This window comes from Streptomyces sp. NPDC040589, from assembly GCF_055594445.1.
Genome location: NZ_JBVIWP010000020.1, coordinates 5,241 through 19,685 on the forward strand (window position 1 = coordinate 5,241; position 14,445 = coordinate 19,685).

At 72.3% G+C, this 14,445-nt stretch carries 12 protein-coding genes and 1 pseudogene; 7 read left to right on the forward strand and 6 right to left on the reverse strand.

What is annotated here, in order from left to right:
• Window positions 1-357, reverse strand: a pseudogene (locus ACZ58V_RS41335) (hypothetical protein); the annotation flags it as partial.
• Between the two features lie 27 nt (window positions 358-384).
• Here ACZ58V_RS41335 and ACZ58V_RS41340 point away from each other — a divergent pair.
• The 4 genes from ACZ58V_RS41340 to ACZ58V_RS41355 all read left to right on the forward strand — a co-directional run bounded on the left by ACZ58V_RS41340 (window position 385) and on the right by ACZ58V_RS41355 (window position 4,457).
• Window positions 385-1,131, forward strand: a complete 747-nt coding sequence (locus tag ACZ58V_RS41340) for an AraC family transcriptional regulator (RefSeq protein WP_471296527.1) — start codon at window positions 385-387, stop codon at window positions 1,129-1,131.
• Window positions 1,132-1,206: 75 nt separating this feature from the next.
• Complete coding sequence (locus ACZ58V_RS41345) at window positions 1,207-1,587, forward strand: DoxX family protein (RefSeq protein ID WP_189729852.1); 381 nt, start codon at window positions 1,207-1,209, stop codon at window positions 1,585-1,587.
• Window positions 1,584-2,051, forward strand: a complete 468-nt coding sequence (locus ACZ58V_RS41350) for a peroxiredoxin (RefSeq protein ID WP_468198217.1) — start codon at window positions 1,584-1,586, stop codon at window positions 2,049-2,051. The genes ACZ58V_RS41345 and ACZ58V_RS41350 overlap by 4 nt, the downstream gene beginning before the upstream one ends.
• Window positions 2,052-2,111: 60 nt before the next feature.
• Window positions 2,112-4,457: an ATP-binding SpoIIE family protein phosphatase gene (locus tag ACZ58V_RS41355; protein ID WP_468198215.1), complete on the forward strand. Its 2,346-nt coding sequence runs from the start codon at window positions 2,112-2,114 to the stop codon at window positions 4,455-4,457.
• A 75-nt stretch (window positions 4,458-4,532) separates the two neighbouring features.
• Here the strand turns inward: ACZ58V_RS41355 and ACZ58V_RS41360 are convergent, their stop codons facing one another.
• The gene (locus ACZ58V_RS41360) at window positions 4,533-5,363 is read right to left on the reverse strand and encodes an aldo/keto reductase (protein WP_471296530.1); all 831 of its coding nucleotides are present in this window, start codon (window positions 5,361-5,363) and stop codon (window positions 4,533-4,535) included.
• 104 nt (window positions 5,364-5,467) lie between these two features.
• On the opposite strand from ACZ58V_RS41360, the gene ACZ58V_RS41365 reads away from it, so the two are divergent.
• The gene (locus tag ACZ58V_RS41365) at window positions 5,468-6,532 is read left to right on the forward strand and encodes a LacI family DNA-binding transcriptional regulator (RefSeq protein ID WP_471296532.1); all 1,065 of its coding nucleotides are present in this window, start codon (window positions 5,468-5,470) and stop codon (window positions 6,530-6,532) included.
• On the opposite strand, the gene ACZ58V_RS41370 is transcribed toward ACZ58V_RS41365, so the two are convergent.
• Genes ACZ58V_RS41370 through ACZ58V_RS41385 form a run of 4 tightly spaced genes read right to left on the reverse strand, consistent with a single transcriptional unit; the run spans window position 6,495 to window position 11,108 of the window.
• Window positions 6,495-7,877, reverse strand: a complete 1,383-nt coding sequence (locus tag ACZ58V_RS41370) for a glycoside hydrolase family 32 protein (RefSeq protein WP_471296535.1) — start codon at window positions 7,875-7,877, stop codon at window positions 6,495-6,497. The genes ACZ58V_RS41365 and ACZ58V_RS41370 overlap by 38 nt on opposite strands.
• Window positions 7,874-8,728, reverse strand: a complete 855-nt coding sequence (locus ACZ58V_RS41375; RefSeq protein WP_468198206.1) for a carbohydrate ABC transporter permease — start codon at window positions 8,726-8,728, stop codon at window positions 7,874-7,876. The genes ACZ58V_RS41370 and ACZ58V_RS41375 overlap by 4 nt, the downstream gene beginning before the upstream one ends.
• Window positions 8,729-8,745: 17 nt before the next feature.
• Window positions 8,746-9,702 (reverse strand): carbohydrate ABC transporter permease, encoded by a 957-nt coding sequence (locus tag ACZ58V_RS41380; RefSeq protein WP_471296537.1) that lies wholly within the window; start codon window positions 9,700-9,702, stop codon window positions 8,746-8,748.
• Window positions 9,699-11,108 carry an extracellular solute-binding protein gene (locus ACZ58V_RS41385; protein WP_471296540.1) on the reverse strand — a complete coding sequence of 470 codons (1,410 nt, stop codon included), beginning with the start codon at window positions 11,106-11,108 and terminating at the stop codon, window positions 9,699-9,701. Before ACZ58V_RS41385 ends, ACZ58V_RS41380 begins: the two co-directional genes overlap by 4 nt.
• 158 nt (window positions 11,109-11,266) lie before the next feature.
• Between ACZ58V_RS41385 and ACZ58V_RS41390 the strand changes: the two genes are divergently transcribed.
• Together ACZ58V_RS41390 and ACZ58V_RS41395 are read left to right on the forward strand one after the other, a co-directional pair.
• Window positions 11,267-12,811 carry a glycoside hydrolase family 32 protein gene (locus ACZ58V_RS41390; RefSeq protein ID WP_468198199.1) on the forward strand — a complete coding sequence of 515 codons (1,545 nt, stop codon included), beginning with the start codon at window positions 11,267-11,269 and terminating at the stop codon, window positions 12,809-12,811.
• A 210-nt stretch (window positions 12,812-13,021) separates the two neighbouring features.
• A complete protein-coding gene (locus tag ACZ58V_RS41395; RefSeq protein WP_468198197.1) occupies window positions 13,022-13,996 on the forward strand; it encodes a TauD/TfdA dioxygenase family protein in 975 nt (324 codons plus the stop codon).
• Window positions 13,997-14,445: the final 449 nt, after the last annotated feature.

Consider the following 14,445-nt stretch of genomic DNA (forward strand, 5'->3'; position numbering starts at 1 on the left):
CCCTCCCTCTCCCCCCCCCCAAAAAACCCCCCCCCCCCCCCCCCCCCCCCCCCCCCCCCCCCTTTTTTTTTTTTTCCCCCCCCCCCCCCCCCCCCCCCCCCCCCCCCCCCCCCCCCCCCCCCGCCGGTCGGTGAGCACCCCGAACAGCGGCTGCACCAGCGACGACAGCAGAGACGCCGCCAGGACGACACCCGAAGCGGCGGCATAGGAGTAGGCACGCTCGGCGACGAAGTACGGCACCAGAGTGGCCACGGCTCCCTGGTACACATCCACGCAGGCGTGTCCCAGGGACATCAACAGGACGGGTCGGTCGCGTCTCGAAGCGGTCACCCGGCGATCGTCGTCGGCGGCGGACATGGCCCGCTTCCGATAATCTGCCGGACTGTGCCGAACATCCGCCACACCCCCGAAGCGCCGACCCGCGCCCAGCGGCTGACCGCCGGCGACCGCATCGACGCGCACCGGCACGACGACCACCAGATCGTCTACGCGGGCTCCGGCGTCGTCGCCGTCACCACCGACGCCGGCACCTGGTTCGCGCCCGGCACCCGCGCCATCTGGGTCCCCGCCGGTACCGTGCACGCCCACCGCGCCCACGGCCGCCTCGACCTGCACCTGGTCGGCCTGCCCGCCGACGGCAACCCCCTCGGCCTGGACCACCCCGCCGTCCTCGCCGTCAGCCCGCTGCTGCGCGAGCTGATCCTCGCCTACACCCGCGAACCCGACGACGACAGCCCCGAGCGTCGCCGGATGCGCGCCGTCCTGCGCGACCAGCTGCGCCTCTCGCCGCAGCAGCCGCTGCGCCTGCCCACGCCCGCCGATCCGCGGCTGGCCGCCGTCTGCGCGCTCGTCCACGCCGACCCCGCCGACGCGCGCACCCTCGCCGCGCTCGGCGCCGCGACCGGGGCGGGGGAGCGCACTCTCAGCCGGCTCTTCCGCGCCGAGTTCGGCATGACGTTCCCGCAGTGGCGCACGCAGTCGCGGCTCTACCACGCCCTGCGGATGCTGGCCGACGGCCTGCCCGTCACCACCGTCGCCCACCGCTGCGGCTGGTCCTCCGCCAGCGCGTTCATCGACGTCTTCCGCCGCTCGTTCGGCTACACCCCGGGCACGCACAACCGCCGCGCCTGACCTGGTGAACCCCCCGGTCCGTCCATCCCTTTACCGCCCGGTAATATCGCGCGGCAGGCCATCAGAGGAGGAACCGTGTCCCGGTCCGAACGCTCGCCCCTGCTGCTCGCCGGCCTGCTGGCCGCCGCGGGGGTCGCCCACTTCGCCGCCCCACGCTCGTTCGACGCGACCATCCCGCGCGGCCTTCCGGGCACGCCCAGGACCTGGACCTACGCCAGCGGTGCCGCCGAGCTGGCGCTGGCCGCGGGTCTGGCGGCGCCGCGCACCCGCAAGGCGGCCGCGCTGGCCACGGCGGCCTTCTTCGTCGGGGTGTTCCCCGCCAACGTGAAGATGGCCGCCGACTGGCGCCACCGCCCCACGCCGCAGAAGGCCGCCGCCTTCGGACGCCTGCCGCTGCAGGTGCCCCTCGTGCTCTGGGCCCGCGGCGTCGCACGGAACGCGGAGGGCCGGTCATGAGCGCGCGTGTGGAGACGGGCGACAAGGTCGAGGACTTCGAGCTGCCCGACGAGACCGGCACCGTCCGCACCCTGTCCGGGCTGCTCGCCGAGGGCCCGGTCGTGCTCTTCTTCTACCCGGCCGCCCTGACCCCCGGCTGCACCGCGCAGGCCTGCCACTTCCGCGACCTCGCCGCCGAGTTCGCCGCCGCCGGCGCACGCCCGGTCGGCATCAGCGGGGACACCGTCGAGCGGCAGCAGGAGTTCGCCGGACAGCACGCCCTCGGTATGCCCCTGCTCTCCGACGCCGACGGCACGGTCCGCGAGCGGTTCGGGGTGAAACGCGGCTTCTCCCTGGCACCCACCAAGCGGACCACGTTCGTCATCGCACAGGACCACACCGTCCTCGACGTCGTCCGCAGCGAGCTGCGCATGAACGCCCACGCCGACCGGGCGCTCGCCGCCCTTCGCGCTCATCGGAGCTGACACCGTCACGAATGCGCCGCCGCGCTTGATAGCGGGCGGCAAAGGGATGATCCTGGACGAATGGAGGACGCCTCCGCTGCTGCGATCATCGACGCCCGCGGCATTGTGACGGGGTGGAGCGAGGGTGCCCGGCGGCTGACCGGCTATCCGGCCGAGGAGGCCGTGGGCCGGGCCGTACGGGAACTGCTCGCCGAGGACGTGCCGCCCGAGGCGGTGTCCGCGCTGTCGGGCACCGTCATGGTGCGCCACCGCGACGGCTATCTGATCGGGCTCCGCGTCAGAGGGTGCGCCGTGACGGGCCCGGACGGGGAGGCGGGGCCCGGTTTCGTCGTCACCGCCGAGCAGCCCGGCAGCGCCGAGACGTCCCTGGCCGGGCAGGCCTTCCAGCAGGCGTCCATGTCGATGTCCGTGTTCGACACCAGCCAGCGCTACATGCGGCTCAACGACGCGGCCTGCCACGTGATGGGTGTGCCCGAGGAGACCCTGCTCGGCCGGCACTTCCCGGAGACCGTCGAGGAGGCCGAGCACAGCCGCGGCTTCAACTGGCATCTCCGCCACGTCATCGAGACGGGCCGCCCGCTCCGTTACGAGAGCTACACGGGCGCCCCGGCCCTGAACCGGGAGCACGCCTGGGTCACCGAGATGTGGCCGGTCCGCGACCCCGCCGGCGAACTCCTCGGAACCGCACTCGCCGCCTTCGACAGCACCGAGCAGTACTGGGCCCGGCAGCGGCTGGCCCTGCTGAACGAGGCGGCGGCCACCATCGGCACCACCCTGGACGTGGTGCGCACGGCCGAGGAACTGATCGAGGTCGTGGTGCCCCGGTTCGCCGACTTCGCCAGCGTGGACCTGTTCGACTGGGTCCTCGGCGCGGAGGAGTCGCCGACCGTGCCCACCGAGGAGATCGTGCTGCGCCGAGTCGCCCACGGCTCCCACACCGAAGGAACCCCGGAAGCCGCCGTCCGCCTGGGAGAAGTGGACGTCTACCCCGGCTTCTCGCCCATCGCCCGGGCGATGCGGGAGGGCCGCGCGATCCTCAGCCAGGCGGGGGAGCCGTCCTTCATGCGGTGGGTCGCCGAGCGCAACACGCGCGCCCCGCAAGGACGCCCCTACCGCAAGGGCGTCCATTCGATGATGGCGGTGCCGCTGCGGGCCCGCGGCACCACCCTCGGCGTCGCCGTGGCAGTGCGCATCAAGCAGCCCGACGACTACGCCGCCGACGACGCCGTCTTCGCCGAGGAACTCGCCAGCCGGGCCGCGGTCTGCGTCGACAACGCCCGCCGCTTCGCCCGGGAACGCACCACCGCGCTGGCCCTCCAGCACAGCCTGCTGCCGAGGGGGCTGCCCGGCCAGGCCGCCGTCCAGGTGGCCCACCGCTATCTGCCCTCCGGCTCGGCGGCCGGCATCGGCGGCGACTGGTTCGACGTCATCCCCCTGTCCGGCAGCCGGGTCGCGCTGGTCGTGGGTGACGTCGTGGGTCACGGCATCCCCTCCTCGGCGACCATGGGCCGGCTGGTCACGGCCGTGCGCACCCTCGCCGACGTGGACCTGCCCCCCGACGAACTCCTCACCCACCTGGACGACCTGGTCACCCATCTCGCGTCGGACGACGAGGGCGAGGAGGTCGCGGAACTCGGCGCGACCTGCCTCTACGCCGTCTACGACCCCGTCACGCGCCGGCTGAACCTGGCCGCGGCCGGGCACCCCGCCCCCGCCCTGGTGCTGCCCGACGGATCCGCCCGGCTGATCCCCATGAGCGCGGGGCCCCCGCTGGGCGTCGGAGGGCTGCCGTTCGAGGCGACGGAGCTCCAACTGCCCGAGGGCTCCGTCGTCGCCCTCTACACCGACGGACTCATCGAGGACCGCGACCGCGACGTCGACCACGCCACCGACGAACTGTGCCGCGCCCTGACCGTGCCCGCCGACTCGCTCGACGCCCTGTGCGACACCGTGCTGAAGGCCGTACTGCCCGAGGAGCCCAGCGACGACGTGGCGCTGCTGCTGGCCCGCACCCGGGCGCTGGGCGCGGACCAGGTCGCCACCTGGGACGTCACACCGGACCCCGCGGAGGTGGCCGCCACCCGGCAGGCCGCCACCGATCAGCTCACCGCGTGGGGACTGGACGAGACGGCCTTCGTCACCGAACTGGTCGTCAGCGAACTGGTCACCAACGCCATCCGGTACGGCGCCGCGCCCATCCAGCTCCGACTGATCCGCGACCAGACCCTCATCTGCGAGGTGTCCGACGGCAGTTCGACCTCCCCGCACCTGCGGCGGGCCCACCAGGACGACGAGGGCGGACGCGGACTGCTGCTGGTCGCCCAGCTCACCCAGCGCTGGGGCAGCCGGCAGACCACCAGGGGCAAGACCATCTGGTGCGAGCAGCCGCTCACACCGCTGTTCTGACCACGCCCGCGGGGCGTCACTCCCCGGCCGCCTCCGAGGCGACCTGGGCGAGGGCGCGGCCGGCCCGGGTACCCGTCAGAACTCCTCGTGCGCCTCGGGGTCCCCGCCGACCCGCCGGTGCGCCCGGTCGGCGACGGCCCGCATCTCCTCCTCGCTCAGCTCGAAGCCGAAGACGTCGAGGTTCGCGCGCTGCCGCTCGGGGTTCGCCGACTTCGGGATCGGCACCGCGCCCAACTGCGTGTGCCAGCGCAGGACCACCTGCCCGGCCGACACCCCGTGCGCCTCGGCGATCCGCGCCACGGCCGGGTCGTCCAGCAGGGGCGTGCCCCGGCCCAGCGGACTCCAGCTCTCGGTGACGATGTTCTTGCCCGCGTGGAAGGCGCGCAGCTCGTCCTGCGGCAGGAAGGGGTGCAGCTCGATCTGGTTGACCGAGGGCAGTACACCGGTCTCCTTCTCCAGCCGCTCGATGTGCCCGGCCGTGAAGTTCGAGACGCCGATCGACCGGACGAGCCCTTCCTCGCGCAGCTTGATCATGGCCTTCCAGGCGTCGACGTACCGGTCCACGCGCGGCAGCGGCCAGTGGATCAGGTACAGGTCGACGTACTCCAGGCCCAGGCGGGCCCGGGACTCCTCGAACGAGGCGAGGGTCTCCTCGTAGCCGTGGTGCCGGCCGGGGAGCTTCGTCGTCACGACGATCTCCTCGCGCGGCACCACGCCGGAGGCCACCCCGCGGCCCACCCCCGTCTCGTTGCGGTAGTTCGTCGCCGTGTCGATCAGGCGGTAGCCCGCCTCCAGGGCCGAGAGCACCGCCTGCTGCGCCTCGTCGTCGCCCAGGGGCCAGGTGCCGAGGCCCAGGGCGGGGAGCGTCGTACCGTCGTTGAGCGTGTGCGTCGGGATGCTGATCACCGTCGGACCTTCCCGTTGACTGTTGACCGTGTCGTCCCTCCAGCGTCACGGATAGGGTGAGCAATGATCAACCGGACGGGTGGCGGATGAGGACGGCGGACGGCATGGGCAGCGCCGAGAAGAAGCCGGTGGCGGGATCGGGGCGTCCCACCTCGCGGGACGTGGCCCGGCTCGCCGGCGTGTCGCACACCGCGGTGTCCTTCGTGTTCAACGGCCGGGCCGACGGCAACCTCTCGCCCGCGACCCAGGAACGCATCCGGCAGGCCGCGACCCAGCTCGGCTACCGGCCCGACCCCGTCGCCCGCGGCCTGCGCCGCAGCCGTACGGCCGTGATCGGCCTGGTCACCGACGAGATCGCCTCCTCGCCGTTCGCCGGACGGCTGCTGCGCGGCGCCATGGACACAGCCTGGGCCGGGGAGCACCTGGTCCTCACCGTCGACTCCGGCGGCGACCCGGCCAAGGAGGACGCGGCGGTCGCCGAACTCCTCGACCGGCGCGTCGACGGCATCATCTACGCGGCCATGTCCCTGCGCCGCGTCCGCGTCCCGGAGGGCCTGCACCGCACCCACTCCGTGCTGGCCAACTGCCTGCCCGCGGACGACTCGCTGCCCGCCGTCATCCCCGCCGAGCGCGCGGGAGGCCGGACGGCGGCCCGGCTGCTGCTGGAGCAGGGACACCAGCGGGTCGCCCTCGTCGGCGGGCGGGACGACATCGCCTCGGTGGAGCGGCTGCGCGGCTTCCGCGACGCGCTGCGCGCCGAGGGCATCACCGTGCCCAGGGACTGGGTCGTACGGACCGGAGGGGAGATCTCCGGCGGGTACGAGGGCACCGTCCGCCTCCTCGACGGCGCCCCGGCCGACGAGCGGCCCACCGGGATCTTCACTTACAACGACCGGGTCGCGGCGGGCGCCCTGCACGCCGCGACCCGGCTCGGGATCTCCGTACCCGGCGAGTTGTCGGTGGTGGGCTACGACGACCAGGAGCACATGGCCGCCCACCTCACGCCGCCCCTCACCACCGTCGCGCTGCCGCACCGGGCGATGGGGGAGGCCGCGGCGGGCCTCCTCCTCGAAGCCATCGCCACCGGACGGACACCGCCCGCCACCGTGCGGCGCCTGGCCTGTCCGGTGATCAGCCGCGCGTCGGTGGGACCAGCGCCCATCCGGTGACGGCGGCGCCGGGTGTCACACTCAACTCCCTTGTGTCGTCCGCACGGTGGTAGACGCGCTCGGTGACCGTGGCCCGGTCGCCGACGAACAGTTCGTACAGCGAGCCGTCGACGAGGACGCGCACCGTGAGCTCCTCGTGCGGCGGCACAGGGACGACGATCGGCTCGGCTGTCCCGGCCTCCTTGCGGGGCCAGCCGCCCCGGTCGAGGGTGACGGTGCCCTCGTCCGGGTCCAGGGACACCGTGAGCTCGGCGCCCGAGGCCGACTGCAGCAGGGTCACAGTGGCGTGGCTGCGGGCGCTGACAGTCAGGTCGTAGGCCACGGGCAGCGTGGCCCGGCCCGGGGCGGTGACGAACGGCTCGGCGGCGTGCAGCCGGTGCAGCTCCGGGGCCGGGGCCACCCGCAGAGCCCCGTCCGGATGGACGTCGACGACACGGGGAGCGGTCAGCACACCGGCCCAGTCGTGCTCGCCCTGCTCGCGGGCCTCCCACGACCAGCCCCACATCAGGGCGCGGTCCGGCTCCTGGAGCACGGCGGGTGCGTAGAAGTCACGGCCGTGGTCGAGCCGGCCGCCTTTCCGGGCGGTGAAGCGGAGGTCCGTATCCAGACGGCCCGTCAGGTAAGCGGTGGTCCAGGGGTGGCCGTCCCACAGCGACACGACCAGCACCCACTCGCCGCCCTTCGTCGCGTACAGCTGCGGGCACTCCCAGCCGGTCGCCCGGTCGCCGAACGCCGCCGCGGCGGCCGCGTCCCGGCCGTCCAGGAGGACTCCGGCGAACCGCCAGTCGGTCAGGTCGTCGCAGTCGTAGAGCAGGACCGACGGTGTCCCGTCGGCGTGCCCCGCACCGACCAGCGCCAGGCGCCGTCCGTCGTGCCGGAAGACGAACGGGTCGCGGAACATCACCACGTCCAGCCCCTCGGGCGGGCCCGTCACCACCGGCGTGGGCAGGGGAGTCCACTCGATGAGCGTCTCGTCGTCCGGGTCCGCCGCCCGTGCAAGGCAGATCGTGCCGAGCCCGGCGTGGTCACGGTCGACCCCGGTGTAGACGGCCGTCGGCACGCCGGCGTCGTCGACCACACACCCCGACCAGCAGCCCGCCTCGTCCGGGCCGCCCGGCGTCGGGGCGAGCGCGATCGGGTGGTGCTCCCAGCGCACGAGGTCGGAGCTGGAGGCGTGCCCCCAGTGGACGTTCGCGTGCACCGGGGCGTGCGGGTTGTGCTGGTAGAAGAGGTGGTGGCGGCCACGCCAGCGGAAGGGCCCGTTCGGGTCGTTCATCCAGTTGGCCGGCGGGCGGACCCGGAAGCGCGGGGCGTGCGGGTCCTGCGGGGGAGCGGTGAGGCTCAACGGTTGACTCCTGCGGACGTGATGCCCTCGCGCAGAGGGCGCTGGCCGACGACGAACACGGCGACGGCGGGAAGCATGGACAGGACGACACCGGCGAGCACGACGGAGATTGAGCCGGTGCCGAGGTTGCCCTGGAGGGAGACCAGACCCAGCGGCAACGTGTAGTTCTGCCCCGACGTCTCGAGGATCAGCGGCCGGAAGAACTCGTTCCAGTGGTAATTGAAGGCCAGCACACCGACGATCGCGAGGCCGGGCGCCGCCAGCGGGGCGTACACGGAGCGGAAGGTCCGCCAGGGCCCGGCGCCGTCCAGCATCGCGGCCTCGCCCAGGTCCTTGGGCATGCCCAGGAAGTACTGCCGCATCAGGAACGTGCCGAAGGCGGTCGGAAAGGCCGGGATGATCAACCCGAGCAGGGTGTCGGTCAGGCTCATCGACTTCAGCACCAGGAACACCGGCACGATGGTGACCTGCAACGGCACCATCATCGTCGCCAGGACCAGGCCGAACAGCGGCTTCTTGAAGCGGAACTCCAGCCGCGCGAAGGCGTAACCGGCAAGGCCCGCCGTGATCATCTGCCCGACCGCGATCAGCCCGGTGACCAGGGTGGAGTTCAGCGCCAGCAGCCAGACGTCGATCTGGTCGAACACGCCACGGTACGCCTCGGTGGACGGGTTCGTCGGGACGAGCTGGGGCGGCAGGTCGAACGCCTCGGCAGGCGTGCGCAGGGAGGTGGAGACCGTCCACACCACCGGGCCGAGGGTGAGCAGGGCGCAGACGGCCAGACCGGCGATCCGCGCCCAGGGCGCCAGCCGGTACCGCACACGGCCCAAGGACAGGGTTGCTTGGCTCATGGGAAGACTCACCCGGCTCACTGGTAGTGGACGAAACGCCGGCTGAGCCGGAACTGAAGGGCTGTGACCGCCATGATCAGCACGAAAAGCAGCACACCCACCGCGGACGCCTCACCGAAGCGCAACTGCTCGAAAGCCGTCTCGTAGATCACCATCACGACCGTGCGGGTGGAGTCGCCGGGACCCCCGTTGGTGAGGACGTACGGCTGCTCGAAGACCTGCAGCGCGTTGATGATGCCGACGACCGAGGCGACCAGCAGCGTCGGTGACAGCAGCGGCAGGGTGACGGTGAGGTGCTTGCGCAGGCCGGTCGCGCCGTCCAGGGCGGCGGCCTCGTGGATCTCCTTCGGGATGTTGTTCAGGCCGCCGATGAACAGCAGGAACGAGAAGCCGAACTGCTGCCAGACATAGACCAGGACGACGGTCGCCATCGCCGCGTTCTCCGACGTCAGCCACGGCACCGGCGCGATCCCGACGAAGCCGAGCAGCCAGTTGACCACCCCGAAGTCCTGGTTGAACAGGTACTTCATCACCACCGAGATCGACGCGGCGGACAGCACGAGCGGGAAGAAGAACGCCGAGCGGAACACCGACCGCAGCCACACCGGCATCCGCCCGTTGAGGGTCAGCGCGAGCGCCAGCGCGATCAGCAGTTGCAGCGCCACCGCGAACACCATGAACACCAGCGTGTTGCGGAAGGAGACCAGCACGGTCTCGTCGCCGAACACCTCGCCGTAGTTGGAGAGTCCGGCGTAGGACGGAGAGTCGATGACATTCCACTGGAAGAGGCTGAGCACCACCGATCCGACGATGGGCACGACCGTGAAGACCACGATGCCGACGATCGTCGGGGCCAGGAAGAGCGTGGCCAGCAGCCGGGTGCCGCGGTCACGGGCCGAGGGGCCCTGGGGTGCCGGGGCGGGCGGGGCCGCGGGGCGTTCCGATCGCGCGGGCGGCGTCTGGGTGTTCGTCATACGTCACGCTCCATGGCCTTCTCCAGATCGCCCTGCATCCGGCGCAGCGCGGGACGCACCGAGCGCGAGGAGGCCAGGGCCGTGCCGGTGTGCTTCAGCAGCACCTGCTCGACCTCGGCGACCTGCGGCGGCGCCGGGATCGGCCCCGTGTCGGGGAACCGGTCGAGGGTGTCGTAGAAGACCTGCCAGTGCGCCGGGCCGGTCTTCGCGTAGCGGCCTTCGGTCAGCAGGGAGCGGCGGGCCGGTGTCGTCTGGTTGGTGGCGAACAGCCGCTCCAGGGTGTCCCGGCGGGCGGCGTACTTGATGAACTCCCAGGCCTCGTCCTGCATCTTCGAGGTGCGCAGCAGCGCGTAGCCCGCCGCGCCGTACTGCATGCGCTGGGTGCGCCAGCGCGGGAAGTACTGCACGTCGAACCCGTCCGGCTCCATCCCGGCCAGGTGCAGGCCGCCCGCCCAGAAGCCGCCCGCCGGGGTGACTCCGACCCGGCCGGTGGAGAACACGCCGATGAGGTTCTGGCCGTTGCCGCCCTCGGGGCGGGTGCACAGGCCGTCCTGGATGAGGGAGGCGAGATAGTCGTAGACCTCCTCGACGCGGTCGTGGGTGGCCTGCGGCGTCGTCCAGCGGAAGCCGCCGCCGCGGCCCTTGCGCTGAGCTGCCGGGTAGAAGCCGTCCCACAGCCACTGCCCGCCGGGCGCCTTGGACTCGGTGAGCAGGTTGGTGTCGTTCGCGAACAGCCAGGGCACAACGCCGCCCCAGAGCCGGTTGGTCCAGAAATACGGTGTGAAGCGGGAGCCGCTGGACTTCTTCATGTCCCGCAGCAGCGTGGTGAAGTCGTCGCGGGTCCAGTCGGCCGGCGGGAAGTCCGCCCCCGCACGGCGCAGCACCTGCCGGTTGAAGTACATGTCGGCCGCGTTGAACTCCACGGGCAGCTGGTAGAGGCTGCCCTCGTACATCATCGACTCCACCAGCGACGGGTGGACGTCGGCGAAGTACTCCTTCAGCTCGGCCGCGTCACGCCGCACCCACGCGTCCAGGGCCACGCCGAGCCGCTGCGCGAACAGCTGCACGCCCTCGGTGGCGACGTAGACGAGGTCGGGGGCGGTGCCCGCCGCGACCTGGGTGAGGATCTTCGCGAAGAAGTCCGACCAGTCGACGGCCTGCACGGCGTTGATCCGGAGCTTGATGTCGGGGTGCAGCTCGTGGAAGCCCTCCTGGAGCGTGCGGATGGCCTCCGGCCCGTAAGCGGGGCCCAGCGTGGCGACGACTAGGGAGCCGTCGTCCCGGCCGGGGATGTCGGCTCCGGTGAGCCGGTCCCAGCTCGCGGCGGTGCCGGCCAGCGCGGCGGCCCCCGCGCCATAGGCGCCGTACCGCATGAGGGCGCGGCGGGTGAGGTGCGAGTCGGTCATCGTTGTGGGCCTAACTCGTGTTAGACGAGGGGTGATGCCCCAGATGATGTGAGGGCCGCGCAGAGCTGTCAAGGCGTGCGAGCGCTTGACCTTTAACGAGTTAGGTCCGAGAGTCCTGGTCCCATGAGCCGCCGTTTCCGACGAGAGGAACGAGTGTGATGAGCGGGATCAGCAGGAGAGCGCTGTTCGCAGGTTCGGCCGTGGGCACAGCCGGCGCGTTACTGCCCGCAGCGGCGGGCCCGGCCGCGGCCAGGCCAAGGACGGCCCGCGCGTCCTACCGCGCCGCCTACCACTTCACCGTCCCCGGACAGTGGAAGAACGACCCGCAGCGCCCGGTCTGGATCGACGGCAGGTACCACTACTACTACCTCCACAACGCCGACTACCTCGTCGGCGAGATCGGCACCGCCTGGCGTCTGGCCACCAGCACCGACCTGGTGTCCTTCACCGACCAGGGCATCGCCGTGCCCAAGGACACCACCCCCAACGGCGACGTCTGGTCCGGTTCGGCAGTGGTCGACACGCATGACACGGCCGGCTTCGGGGCCGGCGCGGTCGTCGTGCTGGCCACGATGTCACCGCACGACGGTCCGGCCGACCAGGCGCAGTACCTGTACTACTCCACCGACGGCGGCCGCACCTTCACCCCGCACGGCACCGGCCCGGTGCTGCCCAACCCCGGCGTGCGCGACTTCCGCGACCCGAAGGTGATCCGCGACGAGGAGCGCGACCGGTGGGTGATGACCCTCGCCGAGAACGACAAGGTGGGCTTCTACCACTCCGCGGATCTCAAGACCTGGACGTACGTGAGCGGGTTCGTCAAGGGCGGCATCGGGGTGCTGGAATGCCCCGACCTGTTCCGGATCCGAGCGGGGGACGGCACGGTGAAGTGGGTGCTCGGGGTGAGCGCCAACGGCAAGGGGGCCGGGCTGCCCAACACGTATGCGTACTGGACGGGTTCCTTCGACGGCAGCGCCTTCACCGCCGACGCGACCGAGCCGCAGTGGCTCGACCACGGCTGGGACTGGTACGGCGCCGTCACCTTCGACAAACGCGGCACCGACGGCACCCTCGACGAGGGCACCCGCTACGCGATCGGCTGGCTGAACAACTGGGACTACGCCCACATCACGCCCACCATCGACGGTGACGGCTTCAACGGCACCGACTCGATCGTCCGCGAGATCACGCTGGAGCGCGGGGGCGACGGCACGTACTTCCTGGCGTCCCGGCCGGCCGCCGCGCTCGACCGCTACGTCTCCCGCACGGTGCGGCTCGGCGACCTGGAGGTCGAGGGCACGCGCCTCCTCGACCACCGGGGCACCGCGTACGAGCTGACCTGCGAGATCTCCTGGGACCAGCTCACGGGCGCGGGGGTACAGCTGCGGCGCTCCCCGGACGGCGTCCGGCACATCGACGCCGGCGTCCACCGCGACTACGCCTACCTCAACCGCCGCCCCACCGTGTCCCCCGACATGACGGGCAGATGGCAGGAGAGCCGCAGCCCCTTCGACCCGGTCCGCCGCGCGGTGCGGTTGCGCATCCTGGTCGACCGCACCTCCGTGGAGATGTTCGTGGACGACGGCAGGTACGTGCACTCCTCGGCGGTCTTTCCGTACCTGGTCGACACGGGGCTCGCGCTGTTCACGGTGGACGGGAAGGCGGTGTTCCGGAACACCGTGATCCGCGAGTTCAGGGTGTAGGGCGGGCGTTCCCGCCCGACCACGCCCCGGCCGGACAAGGCCTTCAGTTCTCCACGTGAGGGCTGGTCAGGGCGGCGCCGAAGGAGCCCTTCATTTCGCCTACGGTGATGCCGGCGCTCTTGCCGCACAGATTGGGCTTCCTTCACCTCGGCGGAGATCACTGTCACGATCTTCGGGACGGGAACCACGCCCACGACCAGCGGAGCGCGCATGGCGACGGACAGCAGGACGACGGACGAGGCGGCGCGGAGGGCCGGCGTGGAGGTGAAGCCGGTCGCCGGGTACATCGGGGCCGAGATCAGCGGCGTCGATCTGGCCACGGACCTCGACGACGCCGTGGTCGCCGCGATCAGGGCGGCGGTGCTGCGGTGGAAGGTGGTGTTCTTCCGGGGCCAGCGGCTGGACCACGCCGCGCACGTGGCGTTCGCGCGCCGGTTCGGTGAGACCGTGGTGCTGCCCCGGCGCGGCAAGGCCTCGCCCCCGGACTTCCCGGAGATCGAGACGACCGCCGACCGGCTGGAGCTGGGCGGGCGGTTCGGGATGGAGCACGACGAGTGGCTGCGCCGCCGCCGCCACACCCTGCTGCGCGGCTGGCACTGCGACCACGGCGCCCGTATCGACCCGCCCGCGGCGACGCTCCTGCGCGCCGAGACCGTACCGCCCTACGGCGGCGACACCACCTGGTCGAACCTGGCGGCCGCGTACGCCGGACTCTCCGCGCCGCTGCGCCAGTTCGTCGACGCACTGCGGGCCGAGCACCGGCTCGGCGTCGGTTACCAGCCCCGGCCCGGCGACGACGCGTACGTCCGGCACCTGCTGGACCGTCAGGTCGCCTCCCTGCACCCGCTGGTGCGCGTCCACCCCGAGACGGGCGAGCGGATCCTGTACGTCAACGGCTACTACGTCGAGCAGATCGCCGGCCTCTCCCGGCCCGAGAGCGGCGCGATCCTGGAGATGCTGCTGGAGCAGGCGGTCCGGCCCGAGTACACGGTCCGGTTCCGGTGGGAGCCGGGCAGCGTGGCGTTCTGGGACAACCGCGCCACCATGCACCTGGCCCCCGGCGACACCGCCCACCTCGACCACCCCCGGATCATGCACCGCGTGATGCTCGCCGGGGACGTGCCCGTCGGGGTGGACGGCACGCCCTCGGAGCCGATCACCGGGACCGCGCCGGGCCGTTGGTGACCCGCGGGCGGGCCGGAGGGCCGGGCTGCGAGCGTCCTCGTCGGTGACTCGGGCGGGGCGGGGCGTGCTGGTGCCGCTCACCCGGGGAGCCGGGAGGGGGGCACCGTAGGCCGGCGCCGCCCCCTCCCGGGCCGGGGATGTGGCGGGTCACCGGGAGTGCCGGCTGTCCGGGGGCCGGACGGGTGCCGGACGGATGCCGGGCCCGGTCGCTCCCGGTGTGCCCGGCCGCCGGCTTGGTGCCGCAGGCCTGCGACGCCGAGCGCGGCCGGGCCGTGCCGCGGATCCGGTGTGGCCGGCCGACACGCCGGCGTCGCCGGTCAGCGACGCCAAGCCGGCGGCGGGGCCTGCGGAACCGCCTAGGTTCTGTCTCTTTGGTCAGTGTCGGGTCCAGATGAGGATGCAGGCGAGGTGTAGCGCGGCTTGGTAAGCAAGGGCGAGCTTGTCGGTTC

What these genes read in the sequence shown, in the direction of transcription:
- ACZ58V_RS41365 (WP_471296532.1), top strand. Translation starts at nt 5,468, where the DNA reads ATGGGCAGCGCCGAGAAGAAGCCGGTGGCGGGATCGGGGCGTCCCACC.
- ACZ58V_RS41350 (WP_468198217.1), top strand. Translation starts at nt 1,584, where the DNA reads ATGAGCGCGCGTGTGGAGACGGGCGACAAGGTCGAGGACTTCGAGCTG.
- ACZ58V_RS41385 (WP_471296540.1), bottom strand. Translation starts at nt 11,108, where the DNA reads ATGACCGACTCGCACCTCACCCGCCGCGCCCTCATGCGGTACGGCGCC.
- ACZ58V_RS41375 (WP_468198206.1), bottom strand. Translation starts at nt 8,728, where the DNA reads ATGAGCCAAGCAACCCTGTCCTTGGGCCGTGTGCGGTACCGGCTGGCG.
- ACZ58V_RS41355 (WP_468198215.1), top strand. Translation starts at nt 2,112, where the DNA reads ATGGAGGACGCCTCCGCTGCTGCGATCATCGACGCCCGCGGCATTGTG.
- ACZ58V_RS41395 (WP_468198197.1), top strand. Translation starts at nt 13,022, where the DNA reads ATGGCGACGGACAGCAGGACGACGGACGAGGCGGCGCGGAGGGCCGGC.
- ACZ58V_RS41380 (WP_471296537.1), bottom strand. Translation starts at nt 9,702, where the DNA reads ATGACGAACACCCAGACGCCGCCCGCGCGATCGGAACGCCCCGCGGCC.
- ACZ58V_RS41390 (WP_468198199.1), top strand. Translation starts at nt 11,267, where the DNA reads ATGAGCGGGATCAGCAGGAGAGCGCTGTTCGCAGGTTCGGCCGTGGGC.